The sequence below is a fragment of the Petrotoga mobilis SJ95 genome (genome assembly GCF_000018605.1).
In the GTDB taxonomy this organism is placed as follows: Bacteria; Thermotogota; Thermotogae; order Petrotogales; family Petrotogaceae; genus Petrotoga; species Petrotoga mobilis.
Genome location: NC_010003.1, coordinates 839,763 through 857,764 on the forward strand (window position 1 = coordinate 839,763; position 18,002 = coordinate 857,764).

At 33.9% G+C, this 18,002-nt stretch carries 19 protein-coding genes; 5 read left to right on the forward strand and 14 right to left on the reverse strand.

Features of this window, described 5'->3' with window-relative positions; genetic code table 11:
- Window positions 1-235: 235 nt before the first annotated feature.
- The 8 genes from dnaG to PMOB_RS04155 all read right to left on the reverse strand — a co-directional run bounded on the left by dnaG (window position 236) and on the right by PMOB_RS04155 (window position 6,531).
- Window positions 236-1,975 carry a DNA primase gene (gene dnaG, locus PMOB_RS10220; RefSeq protein ID WP_012208626.1) on the reverse strand — a complete coding sequence of 580 codons (1,740 nt, stop codon included), beginning with the start codon at window positions 1,973-1,975 and terminating at the stop codon, window positions 236-238.
- Between the two features lie 44 nt (window positions 1,976-2,019).
- Complete coding sequence (gene rpsI / locus PMOB_RS04125) at window positions 2,020-2,427, reverse strand: 30S ribosomal protein S9 (protein ID WP_012208627.1); 408 nt, start codon at window positions 2,425-2,427, stop codon at window positions 2,020-2,022.
- A 15-nt stretch (window positions 2,428-2,442) separates the two neighbouring features.
- Window positions 2,443-2,898 (reverse strand): 50S ribosomal protein L13, encoded by a 456-nt coding sequence (gene rplM, locus PMOB_RS04130; RefSeq protein ID WP_012208628.1) that lies wholly within the window; start codon window positions 2,896-2,898, stop codon window positions 2,443-2,445.
- Between the two features lie 13 nt (window positions 2,899-2,911).
- On the reverse strand, window positions 2,912-3,472 hold the full coding sequence (locus PMOB_RS04135) for an ECF transporter S component (protein WP_012208629.1): 561 nt from the start codon (window positions 3,470-3,472) through the stop codon (window positions 2,912-2,914).
- A 7-nt stretch (window positions 3,473-3,479) separates the two neighbouring features.
- A complete protein-coding gene (gene rpmA / locus PMOB_RS04140) occupies window positions 3,480-3,749 on the reverse strand; it encodes a 50S ribosomal protein L27 (RefSeq protein WP_012208630.1) in 270 nt (89 codons plus the stop codon).
- Between the two features lie 4 nt (window positions 3,750-3,753).
- Window positions 3,754-4,050 carry a ribosomal-processing cysteine protease Prp gene (locus PMOB_RS04145; protein ID WP_012208631.1) on the reverse strand — a complete coding sequence of 99 codons (297 nt, stop codon included), beginning with the start codon at window positions 4,048-4,050 and terminating at the stop codon, window positions 3,754-3,756.
- A gap of 5 nt (window positions 4,051-4,055) precedes the next feature.
- Window positions 4,056-4,370: a 50S ribosomal protein L21 gene (gene rplU / locus PMOB_RS04150; RefSeq protein WP_012208632.1), complete on the reverse strand. Its 315-nt coding sequence runs from the start codon at window positions 4,368-4,370 to the stop codon at window positions 4,056-4,058.
- 118 nt (window positions 4,371-4,488) lie between these two features.
- A complete protein-coding gene (locus tag PMOB_RS04155; protein ID WP_012208633.1) occupies window positions 4,489-6,531 on the reverse strand; it encodes a transglycosylase domain-containing protein in 2,043 nt (680 codons plus the stop codon).
- Window positions 6,532-7,011: 480 nt separating this feature from the next.
- Between PMOB_RS04155 and PMOB_RS04160 the strand changes: the two genes are divergently transcribed.
- The 5 genes from PMOB_RS04160 (at window position 7,012) to PMOB_RS04180 (ending at window position 11,507) form a co-directional block, all read left to right on the forward strand.
- Complete coding sequence (locus tag PMOB_RS04160; RefSeq protein WP_012208634.1) at window positions 7,012-7,767, forward strand: YebC/PmpR family DNA-binding transcriptional regulator; 756 nt, start codon at window positions 7,012-7,014, stop codon at window positions 7,765-7,767.
- Between the two features lie 71 nt (window positions 7,768-7,838).
- Window positions 7,839-8,606, forward strand: coding sequence for a hypothetical protein (locus PMOB_RS04165; RefSeq protein WP_012208635.1), 768 nt, complete (start codon window positions 7,839-7,841; stop codon window positions 8,604-8,606).
- 15 nt (window positions 8,607-8,621) lie between these two features.
- Entirely contained in the window at window positions 8,622-9,431 is an 810-nt protein-coding gene (locus tag PMOB_RS04170) for a CheR family methyltransferase (RefSeq protein WP_012208636.1), read from the forward strand.
- 233 nt (window positions 9,432-9,664) lie between these two features.
- On the forward strand, window positions 9,665-10,714 hold the full coding sequence (gene mtnA, locus PMOB_RS04175) for an S-methyl-5-thioribose-1-phosphate isomerase (protein WP_012208637.1): 1,050 nt from the start codon (window positions 9,665-9,667) through the stop codon (window positions 10,712-10,714).
- A gap of 325 nt (window positions 10,715-11,039) precedes the next feature.
- Complete coding sequence (locus PMOB_RS04180) at window positions 11,040-11,507, forward strand: metallophosphoesterase family protein (protein WP_012208638.1); 468 nt, start codon at window positions 11,040-11,042, stop codon at window positions 11,505-11,507.
- A gap of 12 nt (window positions 11,508-11,519) precedes the next feature.
- Here the strand turns inward: PMOB_RS04180 and PMOB_RS04185 are convergent, their stop codons facing one another.
- Genes PMOB_RS04185 through PMOB_RS04210 form a run of 6 tightly spaced genes read right to left on the reverse strand, consistent with a single transcriptional unit; the run spans window position 11,520 to window position 17,969 of the window.
- Window positions 11,520-12,647 carry a family 1 glycosylhydrolase gene (locus PMOB_RS04185; protein WP_012208639.1) on the reverse strand — a complete coding sequence of 376 codons (1,128 nt, stop codon included), beginning with the start codon at window positions 12,645-12,647 and terminating at the stop codon, window positions 11,520-11,522.
- Window positions 12,648-12,661: 14 nt separating this feature from the next.
- Window positions 12,662-13,870: an ABC transporter permease gene (locus PMOB_RS04190; RefSeq protein WP_012208640.1), complete on the reverse strand. Its 1,209-nt coding sequence runs from the start codon at window positions 13,868-13,870 to the stop codon at window positions 12,662-12,664.
- Window positions 13,857-14,555 carry an ABC transporter ATP-binding protein gene (locus PMOB_RS04195; RefSeq protein ID WP_103065594.1) on the reverse strand — a complete coding sequence of 233 codons (699 nt, stop codon included), beginning with the start codon at window positions 14,553-14,555 and terminating at the stop codon, window positions 13,857-13,859. Before PMOB_RS04195 ends, PMOB_RS04190 begins: the two co-directional genes overlap by 14 nt.
- Window positions 14,552-15,631 carry an efflux RND transporter periplasmic adaptor subunit gene (locus tag PMOB_RS04200; RefSeq protein ID WP_012208642.1) on the reverse strand — a complete coding sequence of 360 codons (1,080 nt, stop codon included), beginning with the start codon at window positions 15,629-15,631 and terminating at the stop codon, window positions 14,552-14,554. The genes PMOB_RS04195 and PMOB_RS04200 overlap by 4 nt, the downstream gene beginning before the upstream one ends.
- Complete coding sequence (locus PMOB_RS04205; RefSeq protein ID WP_012208643.1) at window positions 15,628-16,971, reverse strand: TolC family protein; 1,344 nt, start codon at window positions 16,969-16,971, stop codon at window positions 15,628-15,630. Before PMOB_RS04205 ends, PMOB_RS04200 begins: the two co-directional genes overlap by 4 nt.
- Complete coding sequence (locus tag PMOB_RS04210; RefSeq protein ID WP_012208644.1) at window positions 16,968-17,969, reverse strand: TolC family protein; 1,002 nt, start codon at window positions 17,967-17,969, stop codon at window positions 16,968-16,970. The genes PMOB_RS04205 and PMOB_RS04210 overlap by 4 nt, the downstream gene beginning before the upstream one ends.
- Window positions 17,970-18,002: the final 33 nt, after the last annotated feature.

Below are 18,002 nucleotides of genomic sequence, written 5' to 3' on the forward strand. Positions count from 1 at the left end.
CCGTATACCTGTTTAATGTTGAACGACAGGGCTTGGAACTGGCTCCAGCATTCCAAGGTGTCATGACCAGAATAACGTAGTTCTTCAAATTTGCCGTGAGGCTGTCTTCGAACTTAGGCTGGTCAACTCCGAGGCTTCAAGCCTCCGTCTTTAGACGGGGGTAGTTGACAGGGAACGTTATTAGATCGCTTAATAAACAAATAAAATTCTAATTTTAAAGTGTGTAATATACTATTCAATTGACTATTTTTAATTTTGAATAAAGTTGTATGATTTGAGACGTAATATTCGTCTTTTCCGAAAGATCTTTTGTTTCATGAAGTTTTTTCTTCAACTCTTCTATTTGTTCATTTATTTTTGTTCTCCTAATACTTTCTTTTAAAGAAGAAAGAATCCTCTCAGGATTAAAAAAATATTCAATCTTCCAAACCTCTACTATCAATTCACTTAGTTCTTTTGAAGAATTTTCAAGTAGAAACCCAATATCTGAACTTTGTGAGGTTAAAGTAAAAAATTCTTTGAGCAACTGACTAGAAAAATCTTCCTCGCTGAAATAATTTTTGAGTATCTCTCTATAGTGAGGATATTTAATCCATAGGTATAAATAAGATTTCGCAATATCGTATCTTATATCCTTTTCTACGTAAAGAGTATCTTTCGTTTGAGAATTAGACTCATTTGAAGCAGAACTTACAGGTATTAGTGCAGAAGTTCTTTCTAGTATTTTTTGAATATACTCGGTACCTTTTCCCGTTTTTTTTGAAATATTTTCAATAAAACTTTGTAAATAACTTATTCTTCCAACATCTTCAAATTTTTTGTACCATCTTGACATCTCTTTTAAGTATTTCTCTAAAGCAAATTCATTACTTAAATCGTATTTTTCTGAATAATAATCAACGATGAACTCATGAAATTTGTAGGAGTTTTTTAATATTTCGGCGATGTATTTGTTATCGTGCTTCTTGGTTAGTTCGTCAGGATCTTTAGTAGGATACTTTGAAACTGCTATTTGGAAATCCTTAGCAAATAAAGCATCTATGGTGGATAAAGTGGCTTTTTGACCAGATTCATCCATATCGTACATCGTAATTACTTTGTTAGTTGCTTTCAACAATTCAACGGCGTGATCTTTTGTAAAGGCAGAACCTAAAATACCCACAACATTTTTGAAATCTAATTTGTACATGGAAATTACATCAAAGTAGCCTTCAACCAGTATTACAAAATCATTTTCTTTTATGAATTTTTTGTTTTTATGATACCCGTAAAGTATTTTAGATTTTTTAAAAAACTTATTTTCAGGAGTATTCAGATACTTGGGTGCATTCGTGTCTTCTTCTATTTGCCTACCTGCAAAGCCAACTAGCTCTCCATCATTGTTTCTTATTGGGATAATTAAACGATTATAAAAAAACTCTTTTTCTCCATTGATCAACAAACCAGTATTTTTTGCAATGTCTTTATCAAAAAGATTCTCTTCGATCACTTTTTGAATTTCTGAGCCCGTGGCAAACCCTAATTCAAATTCTTCTACTAACTCTCTAGTTATCTCTCTCTTTTTCAAATACTGCCAAACTTTATGATTAGAAGAGAGGTTGAGAAGATTATAGTTATAAAGTTTGGAAACTTCTTCATTAAAAATTATCTCCACAGGTTTTTCTTTTTGAGTTATATCTAATTCAATTCCCGCATAAGTAGCTATTTTTTTTAAGGCATCCAAAAAACTAATTTGTTCATACTTTTCCAAAAAAGTGATCACATCACCATGAGCTCCACATCCAAAGCAATGGAAGGTTTGGGTTTCAGGAAATATATAAAAAGATGGGGTATCTTCTGCATGAAAGGGGCATAAAGCTGTGTAATTTTTTCCCCTTTTAGAAAGAGACAAATAAGAATTGACGAAATCAACTATATCAACTTTATTTTTAATTTCGTCAATTACTTTTTTCAGACTATCATAATTTCTGCTCATAAACTTCACTATTCCTTAAAAATACGAAACAGATAAAACAGTACTCATCTTTTTGAAAATTGAGCTCTTTTTCTAGCTTTTCTCAAACCATATTTCTTTCTTTCTACTTCTCTTGGATCTCTAGTTAAGAGACCTTCTTTCTTCAAAATAGGTCTGAAGGATTCATCGTAGGAAAGTAAAGCCCTGGCAATTCCAAGTCTAATGGCACCAGCTTGGCCACTCAATCCTCCACCATTAACCCTTATAACTAAATCAAATTGTCCATTTGTAGATGTGACGGTGAGTGGTTTTAAAGCTTCTATTTCCCATACCTCGTTACCTCTTAAATATTCTACCAAACTTTTGTATTCTTTTCCATTTATTTTTATCTTACCGTTGCCTGGCCTTAAATGTACCCTTGCCACGGCTGTTTTTCTTCTCCCGGTACCGTAATATTCGATAAGTTCTGCCATTCGAATACCTCCTGATTAAATATTTTCTATTTTTATCTCTTTTGGATTCTGAGCTTGGTGTGGATGATCAGGACCAACATATACCTTTAGTTTCTTCATCATATGCTTGGCTAAAATAGTTTTGGGCATCATACCTTTTACAGCTAGCTGAATTATCCTTTCAGGGTGCTTACTTTGCATCTGTTCAAAAGAGATTTCCTTGAGCCCTCCAGGATAACCACTGTATCTTCTGTATATTTTGTTTTCTTTTTTGTCCTTCGAAAGTTTTATTTTTTCCGCATTCACTACAACAACAAAATCTCCACTATCTATATATGGAGTATAGGTCGGTTTGTGTTTCCCCTGTAGTATTTTTGCAATCCTCGATGCTAGTCTTCCTAGTGTGTAGTCTTTTGCATCGATCAAGAACCATTCTCTTTTTATGTCTTCTTTCTTAGCGGTATATGAAGGCTGCACTAATTTAGAATTCATTTCAAAAACCTCCTCATTCTTCTGATTTTGTTTGAGCAAAACTAGTTATTTTAGTTTTTTTCAATAAAAAATGTGAAATAGACGAATCCACAAAAAACTTAATGAAATTAAACAATAGAACTAGTAAAAAAAACAATTGCAAACTTATGCCTATGTTGCTAACGAATTGTGATGTTGGTTGATTAGTATAAACTGGTATCGCTACAAAATAATTCAACCCGTACGCTACAACCCCCGTCAGTAAAGAAGAAATTACGTAATTGATCCAGTTGTTCAACTTAACAAAATTTTTTAATAGATACAACGTCGTTATAAAAGCGGTTCCAGCTATAAAATTCATCAATATGCCGATTAAACCACCATCACCAGCTCTAAAAATAAATAAAAAGCTTTTTATTACAAGGGTGAAAAAACCCGGGAAAAAACCATAGCCCATTGTAACCAAAATAATCAAACTGTCACTGGGATCGAATTTTAGAAACGGCAACAAAGGTATTATTGGAAATTCTATAAAAGTTAAAAGAAATGAAAGTGCCCCAAAAATCCCGACAATTGCTACTCTTCTACCATGCATAAACGAATCAGTCCTTTAGGGCATAAACATCTACAAACTTCCTGTTGTTTTTTGTTTTAAACTTAACGACACCGTCTATTTTAGCAAATATGGTGAAGTCTCTCCCTATTCCAACGTTTTCCCCAGGATGAATTTTAGTGCCTCTTTGCCTAACAATTATGGTACCGGCTCTAATTTTTTTCCCGTCAGAAGCCTTCACTCCAAGATACTTGGGGTTGCTATCTTTTTTATTTACATCAGAACTTTTTTTGGCAAAAAGTTGTAAATCTATTTTCATAATCTTATCTAACCTCCACTTTAAGATTTCTTGGGTAATCTTTAGATATGGCAACCAAACTTTTTAGCAAGTAATCTAATAACAAATTGGAGAGGTGAGTTTCTTGCTTGAGCGAAATCTTTAAATAACCCTCTCTTTTCTCAATATGACCTAAACTTTCATTTTTTAGAATTTCAGCAACAAATTGAGTTAAAACACTGACAGCGCTGCAAACTATATCATTGCCAAAAGAAGAAAATTCGGCATGTCCAAAAATTTCTACACTGGGTCTTTCAGAATTGTTATAAATTGCCGTAATCATTCGCGTTATCCTTCAATTTCTTTTATTTTTAGAGCAGTATACTCTTGTCTATGACCTTTTTCTCTTCTATAATTTTTTCTTCCTTCAAATTTGATTATTTTTACCTTCCTATCTTTTCCATGCTCTACAACTTCGGTAATCACTTTTGCTCCCTCAACATAAGGTTTCCCAGCTTTCTTTTCTTCTTCTTTACTTAGATAAATAACTTTGTCTAATACTACCTCGTTACCTGGATCCACATCTTTTACTTTTTCAGTGTAAATCACTTGATCTTTTTCTACCTTGTATTGTTTACCATTAAAATAAACTATAGCGTACACTTTTGCACCTCCGATCTCTCAAAATTTTCTAAAATCCATTTGCCTATTTTACCATCTAAATAAACGGGTAGTATTAATTAATTGTTAATTTTAAAAAAATAAAACTAGACATTTTTTACTATAAAAACTTTTCGATCACTTTAGCTTGATCAGGATAAATATATTTTATTTGATTATAAATCTCCCGTAATTGTGCTTGTACACCTTTATCAATATTGATGCTGTTCAAGTAACTTTCCAAATCGTAACCGTTTTGAATGAAGGAAAATGGTTCTTGAAAGAAATCCGTCAGATTCTCTTTTTTCCATTGCTCGATTTCTTTCGCCACATCAGGATAAAGATATTGAATTTCTCTCAAGGCTTCATTTATCTTTTTTTCAAGTTCTTTAAACGGATAATCTAACTTGACCGAATTTAAATATCCCACAATGTTTCCTCCTGTGGAAACGAAATCAATAGGGCTTTCAAAAAAAGAAACATTTTCTTGTATACTTTTTAAACTCAGATAAACATAAACCTCTTCGCTTTGACCATAATAAAGTAAAGAAGTGGCTATCTCTCTTGCCAAGGGGACAGCAGTGTAAGAAGATAAAAGATCTTCCCCTTTAACCATACTGGTTAACACCTCGCTACCTGTGTATCCAACAAACCAAGCTGATAAATCAGAAGTTCCCGTTTTACCATGTAAATCCAAATCTAAGACGTTTGCTCTTTGCCCTGTCCCTTCCAGCACGACTTTTCTCATCAAAGTATTCATTGTGGCATATGAATCATTGGAAAGACCTTCAATTTTTCTTTCAACATTTGGATATCTTTTATATATTAAATTCCCTTTCTTATCGTAAACTTCTGAAATTATGTAAGTCGAGGGAATAATACCGTAATTTGGGAAGATTGAATAAGCTTTTGTGAACTCGTATGGACTTGTCTCTAAAGTTCCCAACGCTAAAGTTAAATCATTCGGATATTTACCTTGAACTCCTACTACATTTGAAAGAAAATTTTTAATAGTTTCTATAGACCTTTGAGGAGATATATCTATATGAGAAGCGAGGTAGATCGATGGAATGTTTATAGAATCGACTAACGCTTCTTCTAAAGTGACCGTTCCTCTATATGTTTTATCAAAGTTTTCTGGAGCCCAATCACCAAATTTCATAGGCTGATCGGGAAGTGTTGTATTTTTATCATAACCATTTTCCAAAGCCAAAAGATAATAAAATGGTTTAATAGCAGAACCAACCTGTTGTTGGGAATAGAAAACATCGTATTCCCCACCCCAAAAACTTAATATCTCACCTGTTTTGTTGTTGATAACAATTGCAGACGTTGATGAGTCTACAGTAACAGTATCAAATAGATTCTTATTAAAGGTGGTTTTTATAGTATAACCACCACCTTTTAAACCTATATCTTCTTCCTCTGCTTTTATTCTATAAATTAAATTTAAATACCTTTCATCGTAGGTCTGAGGGTAAAAAACCATCTTTTCTATTTTTTCCTTAATGACCTCTTTTTCTTCTATTACGAAATTATTAGGCAAGGAATTTAAAACTATCATCCCCTGATTTTTAGCTCTTTCTGGGTATTTATAGGGATTGTAAACTTCTGGTCCGTTTATGATCCCTATTAAAACTAGCATCTCTTCATAACTTAAATTTTGTAGCTCTTTTCCGTAATATCTTTCTGCTGCAGCCCCAAATCCTGAAATGTCGTTCCCCAAATAAATACTGTTCATATAAGCTTCCAAAATTTCTTCTTTAGTATAAGACCGTTCCAGAAAAAAAGCAAGCATAATATCCATTATTTTTCTCTTAATAGTTCTTTCATTTGTGAGATAAACAGTTTTGGCAAGCTGTTGAGTCAGGGTGCTCCCACCTTGGACTATAGAAAAGTTCTTTATGTTTGTTAATGCTGCTCTGGTTAAAGACTTAACATTGATTCCATTATGTTCGTAAAACTCCCTATCTTCCGTCCACAAAAGGAAGTATATTAATTCTGGAGGCATCTCGTCTAACTTAACATACTTGTATTTTGTAGAAAGTATTTGTTCTCCATTATCGAATAGATAAGTGTTGTACTTTGGATCAACAAGAAAAATAGATGTAGAATCGTTGTAATAATCGTATACATAGAAGAATAAAGCTAAAAAAATTACCATTCCGGTAAAAAAGCCTATAATGAAACTCTTTATAAAAAAACACCTCCACTTGTTTGCAGCCTTATGCAAAAAGTTTTTTGCTGCTTTATGCAAAATGGTTCTTTATAATGCCTTAGAACTAACTTCCAAATTCTCATTTGCGAAGCAAATGATGTACGGGGACCTTAAGGGGGTCACCCCTTAACGTTTAAGGATATCATACCATATTTTGATTTATATTTTTTGAAAATTTTAGTAATTAATTATATTATAAAAAATATTTTGCTTGTTTTTCCAAATAAAAAATGTTAAAATAATGATGAAAGAATTTATAAGTACAACAAATTTCTCATAAAAGTTAAAAAATAGCAATTAAATTGATAAAAAACAAAAATGCTTATGTAATCCTTAAAAGTATAATAGTTTTTGTCAAAAATTTAATTGGCTCAAGGAACCGCAATAAAAATAATTTATTCATTGTTTGTGAGGAGGTTGAATATTATGTCAGGACATAATAAATGGGCAAATATTAAACACAGAAAGGGCGCACAAGATGCAAAAAGATCCCAAATGTTTACGAAACTCATCAGAGAGCTTACAATAGCTGCTAGAGAAGGCGGAGGAGATCCAGAATCTAATCCACGCTTAAGAACCGCAGTAGAAAACGCCAAAGCAGCTAACATGCCTAAAGACAAGATCGAATCAGCTATAAAAAAAGGAACCGGCGAATTAGAGGGTGAAGAACTCACCGAAATAATGTACGAGGCATACGGTCCAGGCGGAGTTGCACTCCTAATTTCAGTTGTAACCGATAACAAGAATCGAACTGCTCAAGAAGTTCGCCATGTCCTTTCAAAATGGGGAGGAGCTTTGGCAGAATCAGGTTCTGTTTCATGGAATTTCGAACGAAAAGGACTAATAACCATCCCCAAAGAAGAAGTTGAAGATATTGACGAGCTAATGTTACTTGCGGTTGAAGCTGGCGCAGAAGATTTAGATGAAAACACCGATCCTTTAGAAATTATAACCGCCCCGGAAAATCTGACTCAGGTGAGAAATGCTTTAAAAGAAGCAGGTTATACCGTCTCTGAAAAATTAACCTTTTTGCCTAAAACAACCGTTAAGCTTTCTGATGAAGACGCTGAAAAGTTATTAAAATTGTTAAACGCCTTGGATGATATGGATGACGTCCAAGAAGTATTCGGAAATTACGAGATCGACGATGAAGTAATGGAAAGACTTGCTGCAAATATTTAAGAGCCCATAAATGGGGACGAAAGTCCCCATTTTAAATTATTTGGTAATTATTTGGGAAAGGATAATTGCAAATGAAAAGATTTCCATTAGTACTTATATTAATTACATTAATATTCTCCACCTTGAATTTTGCCTCTAGTCCCTCTAAGGTGCTTTTTCTAAGTGATTTTACTCACTCTTTAAAAAACGAATTAATTTTTGATTTAAAGTTTGAAGATATTTACCAAACTAGGTTTAGTTTTGACTTTGAATCTTTAGAAAACGAAGTTAAATTATCGAACGTAGATAACGTAATTAATTATTTCAAATTTGATCAAGCAGGCTTCGAATTTTCGTATAGAAATCCCGGAAATAGAAACGATCCATACTTTTTAACAGACAGTTTTGATAGTTTTAGCATGGTTTTGGATGATTATTTTGTACTAACCTTCAACGATTTGAAAATTGGGATTATCTTTAAAGAATCCCTTTTTAACATGTCCTTTTGGACTGAGGTTACAGACCTTTCTCAATCAAAAGTTGCCATGACTTTAGCAACCCCAAACAACTTGGGCATATCTCTAGGATTTGAAGATATTATGAAGTATTATTTTAGAGCCGGAGATTTACTTTTTTCTTTAGATGATAATGCCCTTGACTCTGTTTATATTTTGAACCAAGATTTTTTATTGGAGTACAATGCAAGCACCCAATCTCTTTGGGTTGATTCGATATATTTCGATAAAAATGATGAAAATTTCTATTTTCGAATACCTGTTACCAGAAATTTATTTTTGACTTATTCCAATCTTGGAATAGGAGTTTCTTTCTATGTAGAACTTTTAGGTGAAAACAACTAAATTTGGAGGAAAAAGATGTCAGAATTTTATTCTTCCCCTTTTGATGACGAAGACTATAAATTATTCTTGAAAAAGTTGGTAACCCATTTCAATCTAGATCTTTCTGGATACAAACAACACAGAGTAAGACGGAGAACGGATATATTACTCAAAAAATATGGTGTCAATTCGTATTCGGAGTATCTAGAATTATTACAGAAAAATAAGGACAAATGGCTCGAATTTTTAGATAAGCTCACGATCAATGTCACGGAATTTTTTAGGAACCCAGAGAAGTGGGAATATTTAAAACAAGAAATAATACCCGAATTCATTAAAAACTACAAGCCGAAGATAAAACTCTGGAGTGCAGGTTGTTCTACCGGGGAGGAACCGTACACCCTTGCTATCGTGTTAAATGAATTAGGTATCTCTGGCAAATCAACAATTATCGCTTCAGATTTTGATGAAGGTGCTTTAAAGCAAGCCAAACGTGGCATATATAATGAAAAAAGTTTAATAAACTTAAACGATGAATACAAAAGAAAGTACTTCACAAAAATAGGAGAAGATAAATACGAAATAAAAGATTCCATCAAAAATAACGTTACTTTCAATAAAATAAACCTTCTATTTGACGAATTTGAAAAGAATTTTGATTTAATTATATGTAGAAATGTTGTCATATACTTTGACAACGACGCTAAAGAAAAATTATACAAGAAATTTTATGATGCTTTGAATCCTGGCGGAGTATTATTTGTTGGTTCCACGGAAAGAATTTTCAATCATAAAGCCTTTGGTTTTACTTCCATTGCCCCTTTTTTTTACAAAAAAATTATCTAGTTAAGGGGCGCTAGCAAAGACTAGGCAGAGCTTACAAGAAAACTGTTCAAACAATTAACTCACAAAAAAGACCCTGCCTTTAAAAGGGTCACAGGGCGGAGCCCTCCCCCACCCTTTCTGGGCTAGGGACCGGAGGTCCCTTCTTTGAATAAGCGAAAACGGGGTCTAAGATACGCTAGCACTTGTTTTAGAATCGTTAAAATCATTAAAATCTTAGGTCGAGGAGGAAGCAAATGAAAAACATAAAAACTATGACAATGGAATGGACAGGTAACAGTCTAATTTTGATAGATCAGAGGTATTTACCTATTGAAGAAAAGTATGTAGAATGTCAGAATTATTTGGATGTTGCCAATTCAATAAAAGACATGGTAGTAAGAGGAGCTCCTGCTATAGGAGCAACCGCAGCATTTGGCTTTGTTTTAGGGGCAAAAGAGTTTTCCTATCTTTCTGACAAGAATCTTTTTTCAAACAAATTAGAAGAAGTAAAAAACAGTTTATCTAAAACTCGCCCCACTGCCGTAAACTTATTTTGGGCGTTGAACAGGATGGATAAAATTTTAAAAGATAATCTTCCCACAAAAGAAATAAATGACCTTGTCACCATATTAGAAGAAGAAGCACTGAAAATCGCCTACGAAGATATTGAAATAAATAAACAGATCGGCAAGAACGGAGAAGCTTTGTTAAACGACGGTGACACCGTTTTGACGCATTGCAATGCAGGAGCATTAGCAACTGTTGATTATGGAACCGCTTTAGGGGTTATTAGAGCGGCAGTAGAAAATGGTAAAGATATCCAGGTCTATGCAGATGAAACCAGACCATACCTTCAAGGGGCTAGATTAACGGTTTGGGAATTGGTTAAAAGTGGTATCAAAACTACACTAATTACAGACAACATGGCAGGTTGGGTAATGAAACAAGGAAAAATAAATGCTGTGATAGTAGGAGCCGATAGAATCGCACGTAATGGGGATGTTGCTAATAAAATTGGAACGTATTCTGTAGCCGTTCTTGCAAAAAGGCACGGCATTCCTTTTTATGTTGCTGCTCCACTTTCTACTATAGACATAGAAACAAAAAATGGGGAAGGTATTCCCATCGAAGAAAGGAACCATAATGAGGTCAGATTTTGCCACAAAACTCGTTTAGTAACAGACGATGTAAATATATACAACCCTGCTTTTGATGTAACTCCAAATGAATTAGTTACAGCGATAATTACCGAAAAGATGGTCATAAGACCACCTTATGAAATAAACATAGTGAAATTATTTTAGCTTGCCCTTTTGCAGCTTTGTGCAAAAAGATTTTTGCTGCTTCGTGCAAAACGTCTTTTTGCAATTGTTTTAGAATAATTTCCATACCCTCATTTGCTTCGCAAACGACGTATGCAAATGATGTTTTTTGTTGCTTTATGCAAAATGGTTCTTTATAATGCTTTAGAAGTAACATCCTAATTTTCATTTGCGGAGCTTTTGCGGCCCTATGCAAAACGCTTTGTTCATAATGCCTTTGAAATAATTTCCAAATTCTCATTTGCGAAGCAAATGATGCACGGGGATCTTAAGGGGTTTACCCCTTAACGCTTGGAGGTGGATACCTTTGAAAATACTTGTAATTAGCGATCTACATATTCCTATAAAATCAGACTTGAAAAGTCTTGACAAATTAAACTTTGGACTTTATGATCAAATATTCTTACTCGGTGACATCGTGGATATCGAAGTACTGAATTACTTAGAAAATCAAAAGCCCATACTTCATGCTGTGTATGGAAATATGGACGATTTTTATATAAAAAATCGACTCCCCGAAAAATTGTATTTAGAATTATTTGACAAAAAAATAGGTCTTATCCACGGTCATCAAACTGGTCGTGCAATACCTGAAAAACTGTTGAAATATTTTAATAAAAAGATCGATTTGATGGTCTTTGGACATTCGCATTATCAAGAGAAACATGAAATAGAGGATACTTTGATATTGAATCCGGGGGCTTTTTGCGAAGGTGAGTATGCAGAAATAGAATTGAATGATAGTATCCTTGAAATCAAGTTACTGCATCTGTAATTTTACGATAAGCTAATCAATATATTTTAGGTATCTTTCGTTTATGCTATTATCTTCTATGATATTCGAATAGACTTTTGCAAAGTTTCTTAAACTGATATAATTATTTTTATCGTCTATTCTGTACAGACCTGTTTTTAAAAGACGATTATTGATTTTAATATCACTTAAGGAATTGTAGATGTATCCGAAAATTTTCACATTACTTTCCAAAGATTGATTAATCTTGTATAAATTATTAACTAAATAACGGCTTTTTAAACTATCGTCCTCAACAGTTGATATATTCTCAGTTATTAGAAAAGGCAGGTAATATTTATAAGAAAATCTTTTTATTACTTCATCAAGATCAATGTTATTCTTCTCTTTTGAAAGTTCTTTTATTAAAGAAGTATATTCTTCTGAATTTGAAGTTAAATCATTGAAATCTATCCCGATAAAATCTATTTCAGACTTTTTAAAAGCCATGTTTTCAAAAAAAGGGCTTTTCCCCTTAACAACTATATCGATAAAAGAAAAAACAAAATCTAACTGTTCTTCTTCCTCGACATTGAATTCCTCACTTACCGATACTTTAGCGTAAGGGTTAATACTTTTTATAATACGAACACTCTTATCGTAAAAATTTAAAAGATTTTGAACCGTTTCATTTAATTCGGTCTTATCAACATCTGTACCTTTGAAAAATCTTCTTTTTAGGTATTTGGTTGTATGATTCAAAATAATGTAATATTGAACCTTGTATTTAAAAGAGGAGACAATCTTTTCTATAATTTCTATAAATTTCGAGATATTTTCTTCGTTTTCTATAGTATCAATAATTTCTTTTTGATTGTACGAAAGAACATCAAAGTCGATGAGATTTACTATAGGTTCAATTTCCCTTTGACGTAGTTGTTCTATAAAATTATCATACATGGTGCAAGAATAAAAAGGATCAAGATACAACAAATCCCAATTTAAATTGAATCTAAAAGAGTTAATTTTCAAACTCTTCAAGAAGGATAATTGTTCGCTTAAGTCTTTTTCTGCATTTTCAAATATTCGTTGTTTCGTTTCTTCCCTTGAATTTTCCAAAAGAGGAAAGAAAGGGGAGTTTACTCCCCACAAAAACGCTTTCGGAAAATTTACATCTTCCACATAAAACACCTTCTTTACTCGTATCTTAACGCTTCTATTGGACTCAACTTTGATGCCTGATTTGCTGGGTATATACCAAAGAATAGACCTATTCCTGCAGATACCCCAAATGATAAAGCGATCGATTTCCAGGTAATAACCGCCGTTAATCCAAAAGCTCTACCAAAGTATGCTATCAAACCAGAAAGGAACCCACCTAATATCATACCTATTATACCAGCTACGACCGTTAAAACTATACTCTCAACTAAAAATTCCATCAAAATCCTATGTCTTGTGGCTCCAATAGCCATCTTTATACCTATCTCTCTGGTTCTTTCTTTAACGGTGACGAGCATAATATTCATTATTCCTATTCCACCTACAACTAAAGAAATTGCCGCTATTCCCACAAGTATCACATTCATTATACCAGTTATTTGGTTTACAGCTTCTAAAATAGCATCTTGACTTAATATACTGTACTTATCAGAATCTCCAAATTTTCTATAAAGATAAAAATCGGTCCCCATAGTTGCCAACTGTGCAGAGTTTTCATCCACTGCTGATACAAAAATAGAACTCGTTCTTCCATTCATATGAAACAGCCTATAATCTGCTACATTATGTGGGAGTATTATCATATCATCAACGTTAAACAACAATCTGCTGCCTGTTTTTTCCAAAACGCCAACTATTTCAAAAGAAACTTTTCTACTACCAGAATCTCCACTTTGAATAACATTGATTCGTTCACCAACAACATTTTGACTACCAAATAATTCATTAGCTATATTATAACCTATAACGGCAACTGAATTTAACTCTTCTTCATCAGTTTCCTCTAACCTTCTTCCAGAAGCAACCTCTAAATTCATTATATCAAAAAAACTAGTCATAACTCCAAATACCGATCCAGAAGTGGTTTCACCACCACTTTCCACGGTCAGATTCGAATTCAAAACACCCGTGGCATTCTTTACTTGTGGAACCATATTCTTGATGTTAATAGCATCCTGAAATTCAAGTGGCTGGGATGAAAATCTGGAATACACAGTTGAGTTAACCATAATGATGTTTGATCCAAGAGAAGAAACGGTATTGTTTATTTCTTGCCTTGCCCCATCACCTATGGCAATTATCGTCATTACCGCACCAACACCTATTATTATTCCCAACATTGAAAGAAACGTTCTCAACTTGTTAGAACGCAAAGATCTAAAGGTCTCTTTAAGTATTTCCAACTGTGTTCACCTCAATCGCTTGGATCTTCCCATCCAACAATCTTATTATTTTGGAACCTTCATCCAACATTTTTAAGTCATGAGTAACAACGACTAACGTTTTACCCATATCGTTTAACTTCCTAAATATTTGAAGAATTTCTTCTCCACTTTTAGTATCAAGATTCCCAGTCGGTTCATCCGCCAAAAGAAATGCTGGATCGTTAGCTAAAGCCCTTGCTATTGCTACTCTTTGTTGTTGCCCACCCGATAGTTGAGTTGGCCTATGATTTATTCTGTCACCTAGCCCTACTAACTCTAATTGCTCTTTTGCTATCTCCCTTCTTTTTTTCTGAGGTACACCTGCATATATTAAAGGAAGTTCAACATTTTCTAATGCACTCAATTTTGGCAGTAAATTGAAACTTTGAAATACAAATCCTATCTTTTTGTTTCTTACCCTTGCCAATTCTCTATCTTTCATTTTGGACACTTCCACATTTTCGATGTATATCTGTCCTTTCGAAGGTTTATCCAAACAACCTAGCAGTTGTAACAAAGTTGATTTACCGCTTCCTGAAGGTCCAATTATTATTGCATATTCGCCATCTTCAACACCAAAAGATACACCACGTAGTGCCTCAACTTTCACTTCTCCTACATCGTATATCTTCCATACCTCTTTCAGTTCCATTACCGCCATCAAAATCCACCTCTTCCAGTACCTCCGCCAGGGCCTTGTGGTACGGTACCTGGAGCCATGGGTATCCCCATTGGAATACCATAATTTTGCATTATTCTTTGTGCTTCCTCTTGAGATGGCAATATCAATACCTTATCTCCCGGTTTTAAACCTTGGGTTATTTCTATCATGCTATCCGATTCTTTCCCCGTTTGTACTTGAACAGGTTCCATACCACCTTCTGAAGTTTTTTTGTATACTATTTTTGTTCCATTAGCCCCTTCGTGAATGGCATCTTTAGGTACTGCCACAGTGTTTTCCAATTTTAAGGTAACTATTTCGACATCCGCCGTTATTCCTGGAGTTAAGAGATTTTGAGCATTATTTTGTGTAAATTCAATCTCAATGGGTATAACAACTACGCCCATATCCGTTTGAGTAGTTGGACTAATCCATGTTATTTTGCCCGGTTCTTCTAGATTCAAAGGATCTATTCTTATCGTTGCATCCATCCCTTCATTTATAAGCGGGAAGTCTATTTCATCAACAGCAGTTTCAACTTTTATTGTACTTCTGTCCACTATCGTCAAAATAGCGGATGTTGTCCCAACCATATCTCCCTTCGAAATATTTACTGTGTTTACTATCCCTGAAACGGGAGATTTTATTTCAGTTTCTTCCAAATTCTTCTTTGCTTTTTCCAACTGTAATCTCTTTACTTCTTTCATCCGTTCACCTACGTTGGTTGATGATTCGTAATCATTTAAGGCATTCAAATATGCTATTTGATAGTCAAGATCGTCTATTTTAGCTAATATCTGCCCTTCTTCAACCTCGTCTCCTTTTTCTACGTATACCTCAACTATCTCCCCAGAAACTTTTGGAATCACTGATTCAATCTCAGCGGTTATGTTTCCCACCACTTCGATCGAATCTCCTACACCATCTGATTTTACCTCATATTCTAAGTATATTGAAGGTAATCCACTTGATTCAGAAGTTGTAAGTGAGCTTTGCCTTGGGAAAAATATTATCCCAACTACTACGACTATAGCTACTATCACTATTGTCCATATCGTTACCTTTCCTCTTTTTTTCAATTTATATCACCCCATATGTCCACATAGTATTGCTGCATTATTCTTAATTCGTTTGTCAGAATGTCGTTTTCCACCTTTTCACTAGCTAATTGTGCCCTTCTCAACGATATTTCTGATAATTTTAATTCTTCTTTCGTTATGTATCCTTGATCATTTAATTCTTTATTTCTATCGTAATCTTCCATAGCGTTTTCTAAATCTATTTGTTTTATTTTAACGTCATAATTCAAAGTTTTTCTTGTTGTTTCCAAATTTCTTATCGCATTTTCAGTTTCTATTATACTTTCGTCGTATGTCAAAGCGGCAACGTTTGTTTTCATCGTATCAGACGCCAACTTTCTTTCTCCTTTATCTAATATAGCTAATTGAAATCCTACACTTATACTCAAATTATCAATCAAATTTTCTCCTTCTTCAAAAAATGGATTCATAGACACACTTATCGTATTGAAAGGCAGGTAAGGAATGAACCAGAAATTACTTTCTATTTCCGATGCCTCTTCTTGGAGTTGCAATGATTTTAAATCTAACCTTTCTTCAACATTCGTTGGGTAGTTTTGATTTTCGTTTATTATTCTTTCTACCGTATCTTTTGCTTGAAGATACAAATCATCTGTGTATTCAAAGTATTCTAAGGGTGCGTTGCTTGCCCTTAGAGTTTCTAAATTCTTCTGTGCAGTTAATATCTGTTTTTCTAAGCTTTCTTTTTCGTCTTCATCGGTTGATAAATTGTACTGTTGGTTCAATATTTCTATTTCATCTTGGTACGTTTGAATCATCTCTTCATTGTAATGTCTTGTGAATATATCTTCGATCGTGGTTATGAGTTCATTCGTTTGAGCGAAGTAATATTTAGAGAGTGCATCGTAGTAACTGCTTTCAGTTTTCAACCTTTCCGCCCTGTCAATGATTGTTAGATCACGAGATAAGGAGATTGCTATCTCTGTTGCTGGAGGAGTGTCTATCGTCCATTCATCTGTATTTAAAGTAAAAGGAAACGAGGCACCTACCTTTGCTCCCCATACTTCTAAAAAGTTTACGTCCAAAGAAATCCTGTAACCTTCCAGTTTTCCTTCCCCCCCAAAAACTAACCCACTAAGGGTGGTTGGCCCTACTGGACTTATCTCTGTTTTCATTGTATCAACAGATATTCCTAAATATGGAACAAAGAAGTTATCTATTTTATTCAACTCTAATTGCGCGCTTCTTAAGTTCAACTCTGCTTGCATATATGATGAACTTTTCTCTAAGTTTTGTTCGTATAACTCTTCGAACGTCATCCCAAATATGCTCAGGATTCCTACGAGAAGGGTTATTACTAAAACTATAAGTTTTTTCACAATCCTACCTCCTCAAGGCTCCTTCCTGTGTCTATTACGTAGTTGATGTATGCTTTTATGTAACTTCTCACACTTTCATAATAATTCTTTTGTGTTGTTAGATAGTTTATGTTCGCAGTGTTTAGCTCCAATTCAGATACCAATCCTTTATTGAATCTATCCATTGTGTCTTTGTATGTACTTTGAGTTAAGCTCATTCTTTCTTCTAAGTTCTTCAGATTTTTGTAAAGAGTTTCGATACTATTTTTTGTTGTTTTATGTGCCTCAATCAATGTATCTTGAGAGTCTTGCAAAGTTAAGATATTTTTTTGGTGGATTATCTCCGCTATTCTTTTATCGTAAGATGATGCGTTGGCAGGTAAGTTGTTGAGATCGTATTGTGAAATATCTACGTTTATTTGTGCAAGTTTTAAGTTGTAGTTGTTGTTTAAATATTCTTGATCACTCACGAATATGCCTTCATACGTAGGAATGTTTATTTCTATTTGGCTATAATCTCCTTCGTATAATTCTTTTAAGTTATCTTTGGCGGTTTCTAAATTTAATTTTGCACTTTCCAAATTGTTCTGTGCATCACTTACATCAAGTTCAGAACTTTTAAGATCATCTTCTGAGATCAATCCGTTGTTGAACAATTCAGAGTTATTATCGTAAGTTATCTGGGCGTTTTTTAACTGCAAATCCGCAGTTTTTACATTTATTTCCTCTACGTAAACATCCAATACTCTGTCTACTATGTCACCGTAGTAATCTTTCATAGAAGCATTGTAGTTTGAAAGACCTGAGTAATAACTTAATTCCCCACTTAATTCTAACTTTCTGTTCGTTGCCTCTATCTTAGCCTTGTTGTAGTCGAGGTTAGTCTTTTCGAGATCGAGCTGCGCAGTTTTGTATATTGTACTACTTGCTTTGGCTGTATCAAACACCTCTGTTAACCCCGCTGAAAACATCCCCGTCACTAAAATCAGTGTAAATGCTATCAATACGACTTTCTTCATCTTTTTTCCTCCTTTGGTTATTTTTTAAAATAA

Coding starts and splice junctions, on each gene's coding strand:
- PMOB_RS04155 (WP_012208633.1), bottom strand. CDS start 6,531: ATGGTAATTTTTTTAGCTTTATTCTTCTATGTATACGATTATTACAAC.
- mtnA (WP_012208637.1), top strand. CDS start 9,665: ATGAAAAACATAAAAACTATGACAATGGAATGGACAGGTAACAGTCTA.
- PMOB_RS04145 (WP_012208631.1), bottom strand. CDS start 4,050: ATGATTACGGCAATTTATAACAATTCTGAAAGACCCAGTGTAGAAATT.
- PMOB_RS04160 (WP_012208634.1), top strand. CDS start 7,012: ATGTCAGGACATAATAAATGGGCAAATATTAAACACAGAAAGGGCGCA.
- PMOB_RS04210 (WP_012208644.1), bottom strand. CDS start 17,969: ATGAAGAAAGTCGTATTGATAGCATTTACACTGATTTTAGTGACGGGG.
- dnaG (WP_012208626.1), bottom strand. CDS start 1,975: ATGAGCAGAAATTATGATAGTCTGAAAAAAGTAATTGACGAAATTAAA.
- rplM (WP_012208628.1), bottom strand. CDS start 2,898: ATGAATTCTAAATTAGTGCAGCCTTCATATACCGCTAAGAAAGAAGAC.
- rpsI (WP_012208627.1), bottom strand. CDS start 2,427: ATGGCAGAACTTATCGAATATTACGGTACCGGGAGAAGAAAAACAGCC.
- rpmA (WP_012208630.1), bottom strand. CDS start 3,749: ATGAAAATAGATTTACAACTTTTTGCCAAAAAAAGTTCTGATGTAAAT.
- PMOB_RS04135 (WP_012208629.1), bottom strand. CDS start 3,472: ATGCATGGTAGAAGAGTAGCAATTGTCGGGATTTTTGGGGCACTTTCA.
- PMOB_RS04170 (WP_012208636.1), top strand. CDS start 8,622: ATGTCAGAATTTTATTCTTCCCCTTTTGATGACGAAGACTATAAATTA.
- PMOB_RS04165 (WP_012208635.1), top strand. CDS start 7,839: ATGAAAAGATTTCCATTAGTACTTATATTAATTACATTAATATTCTCC.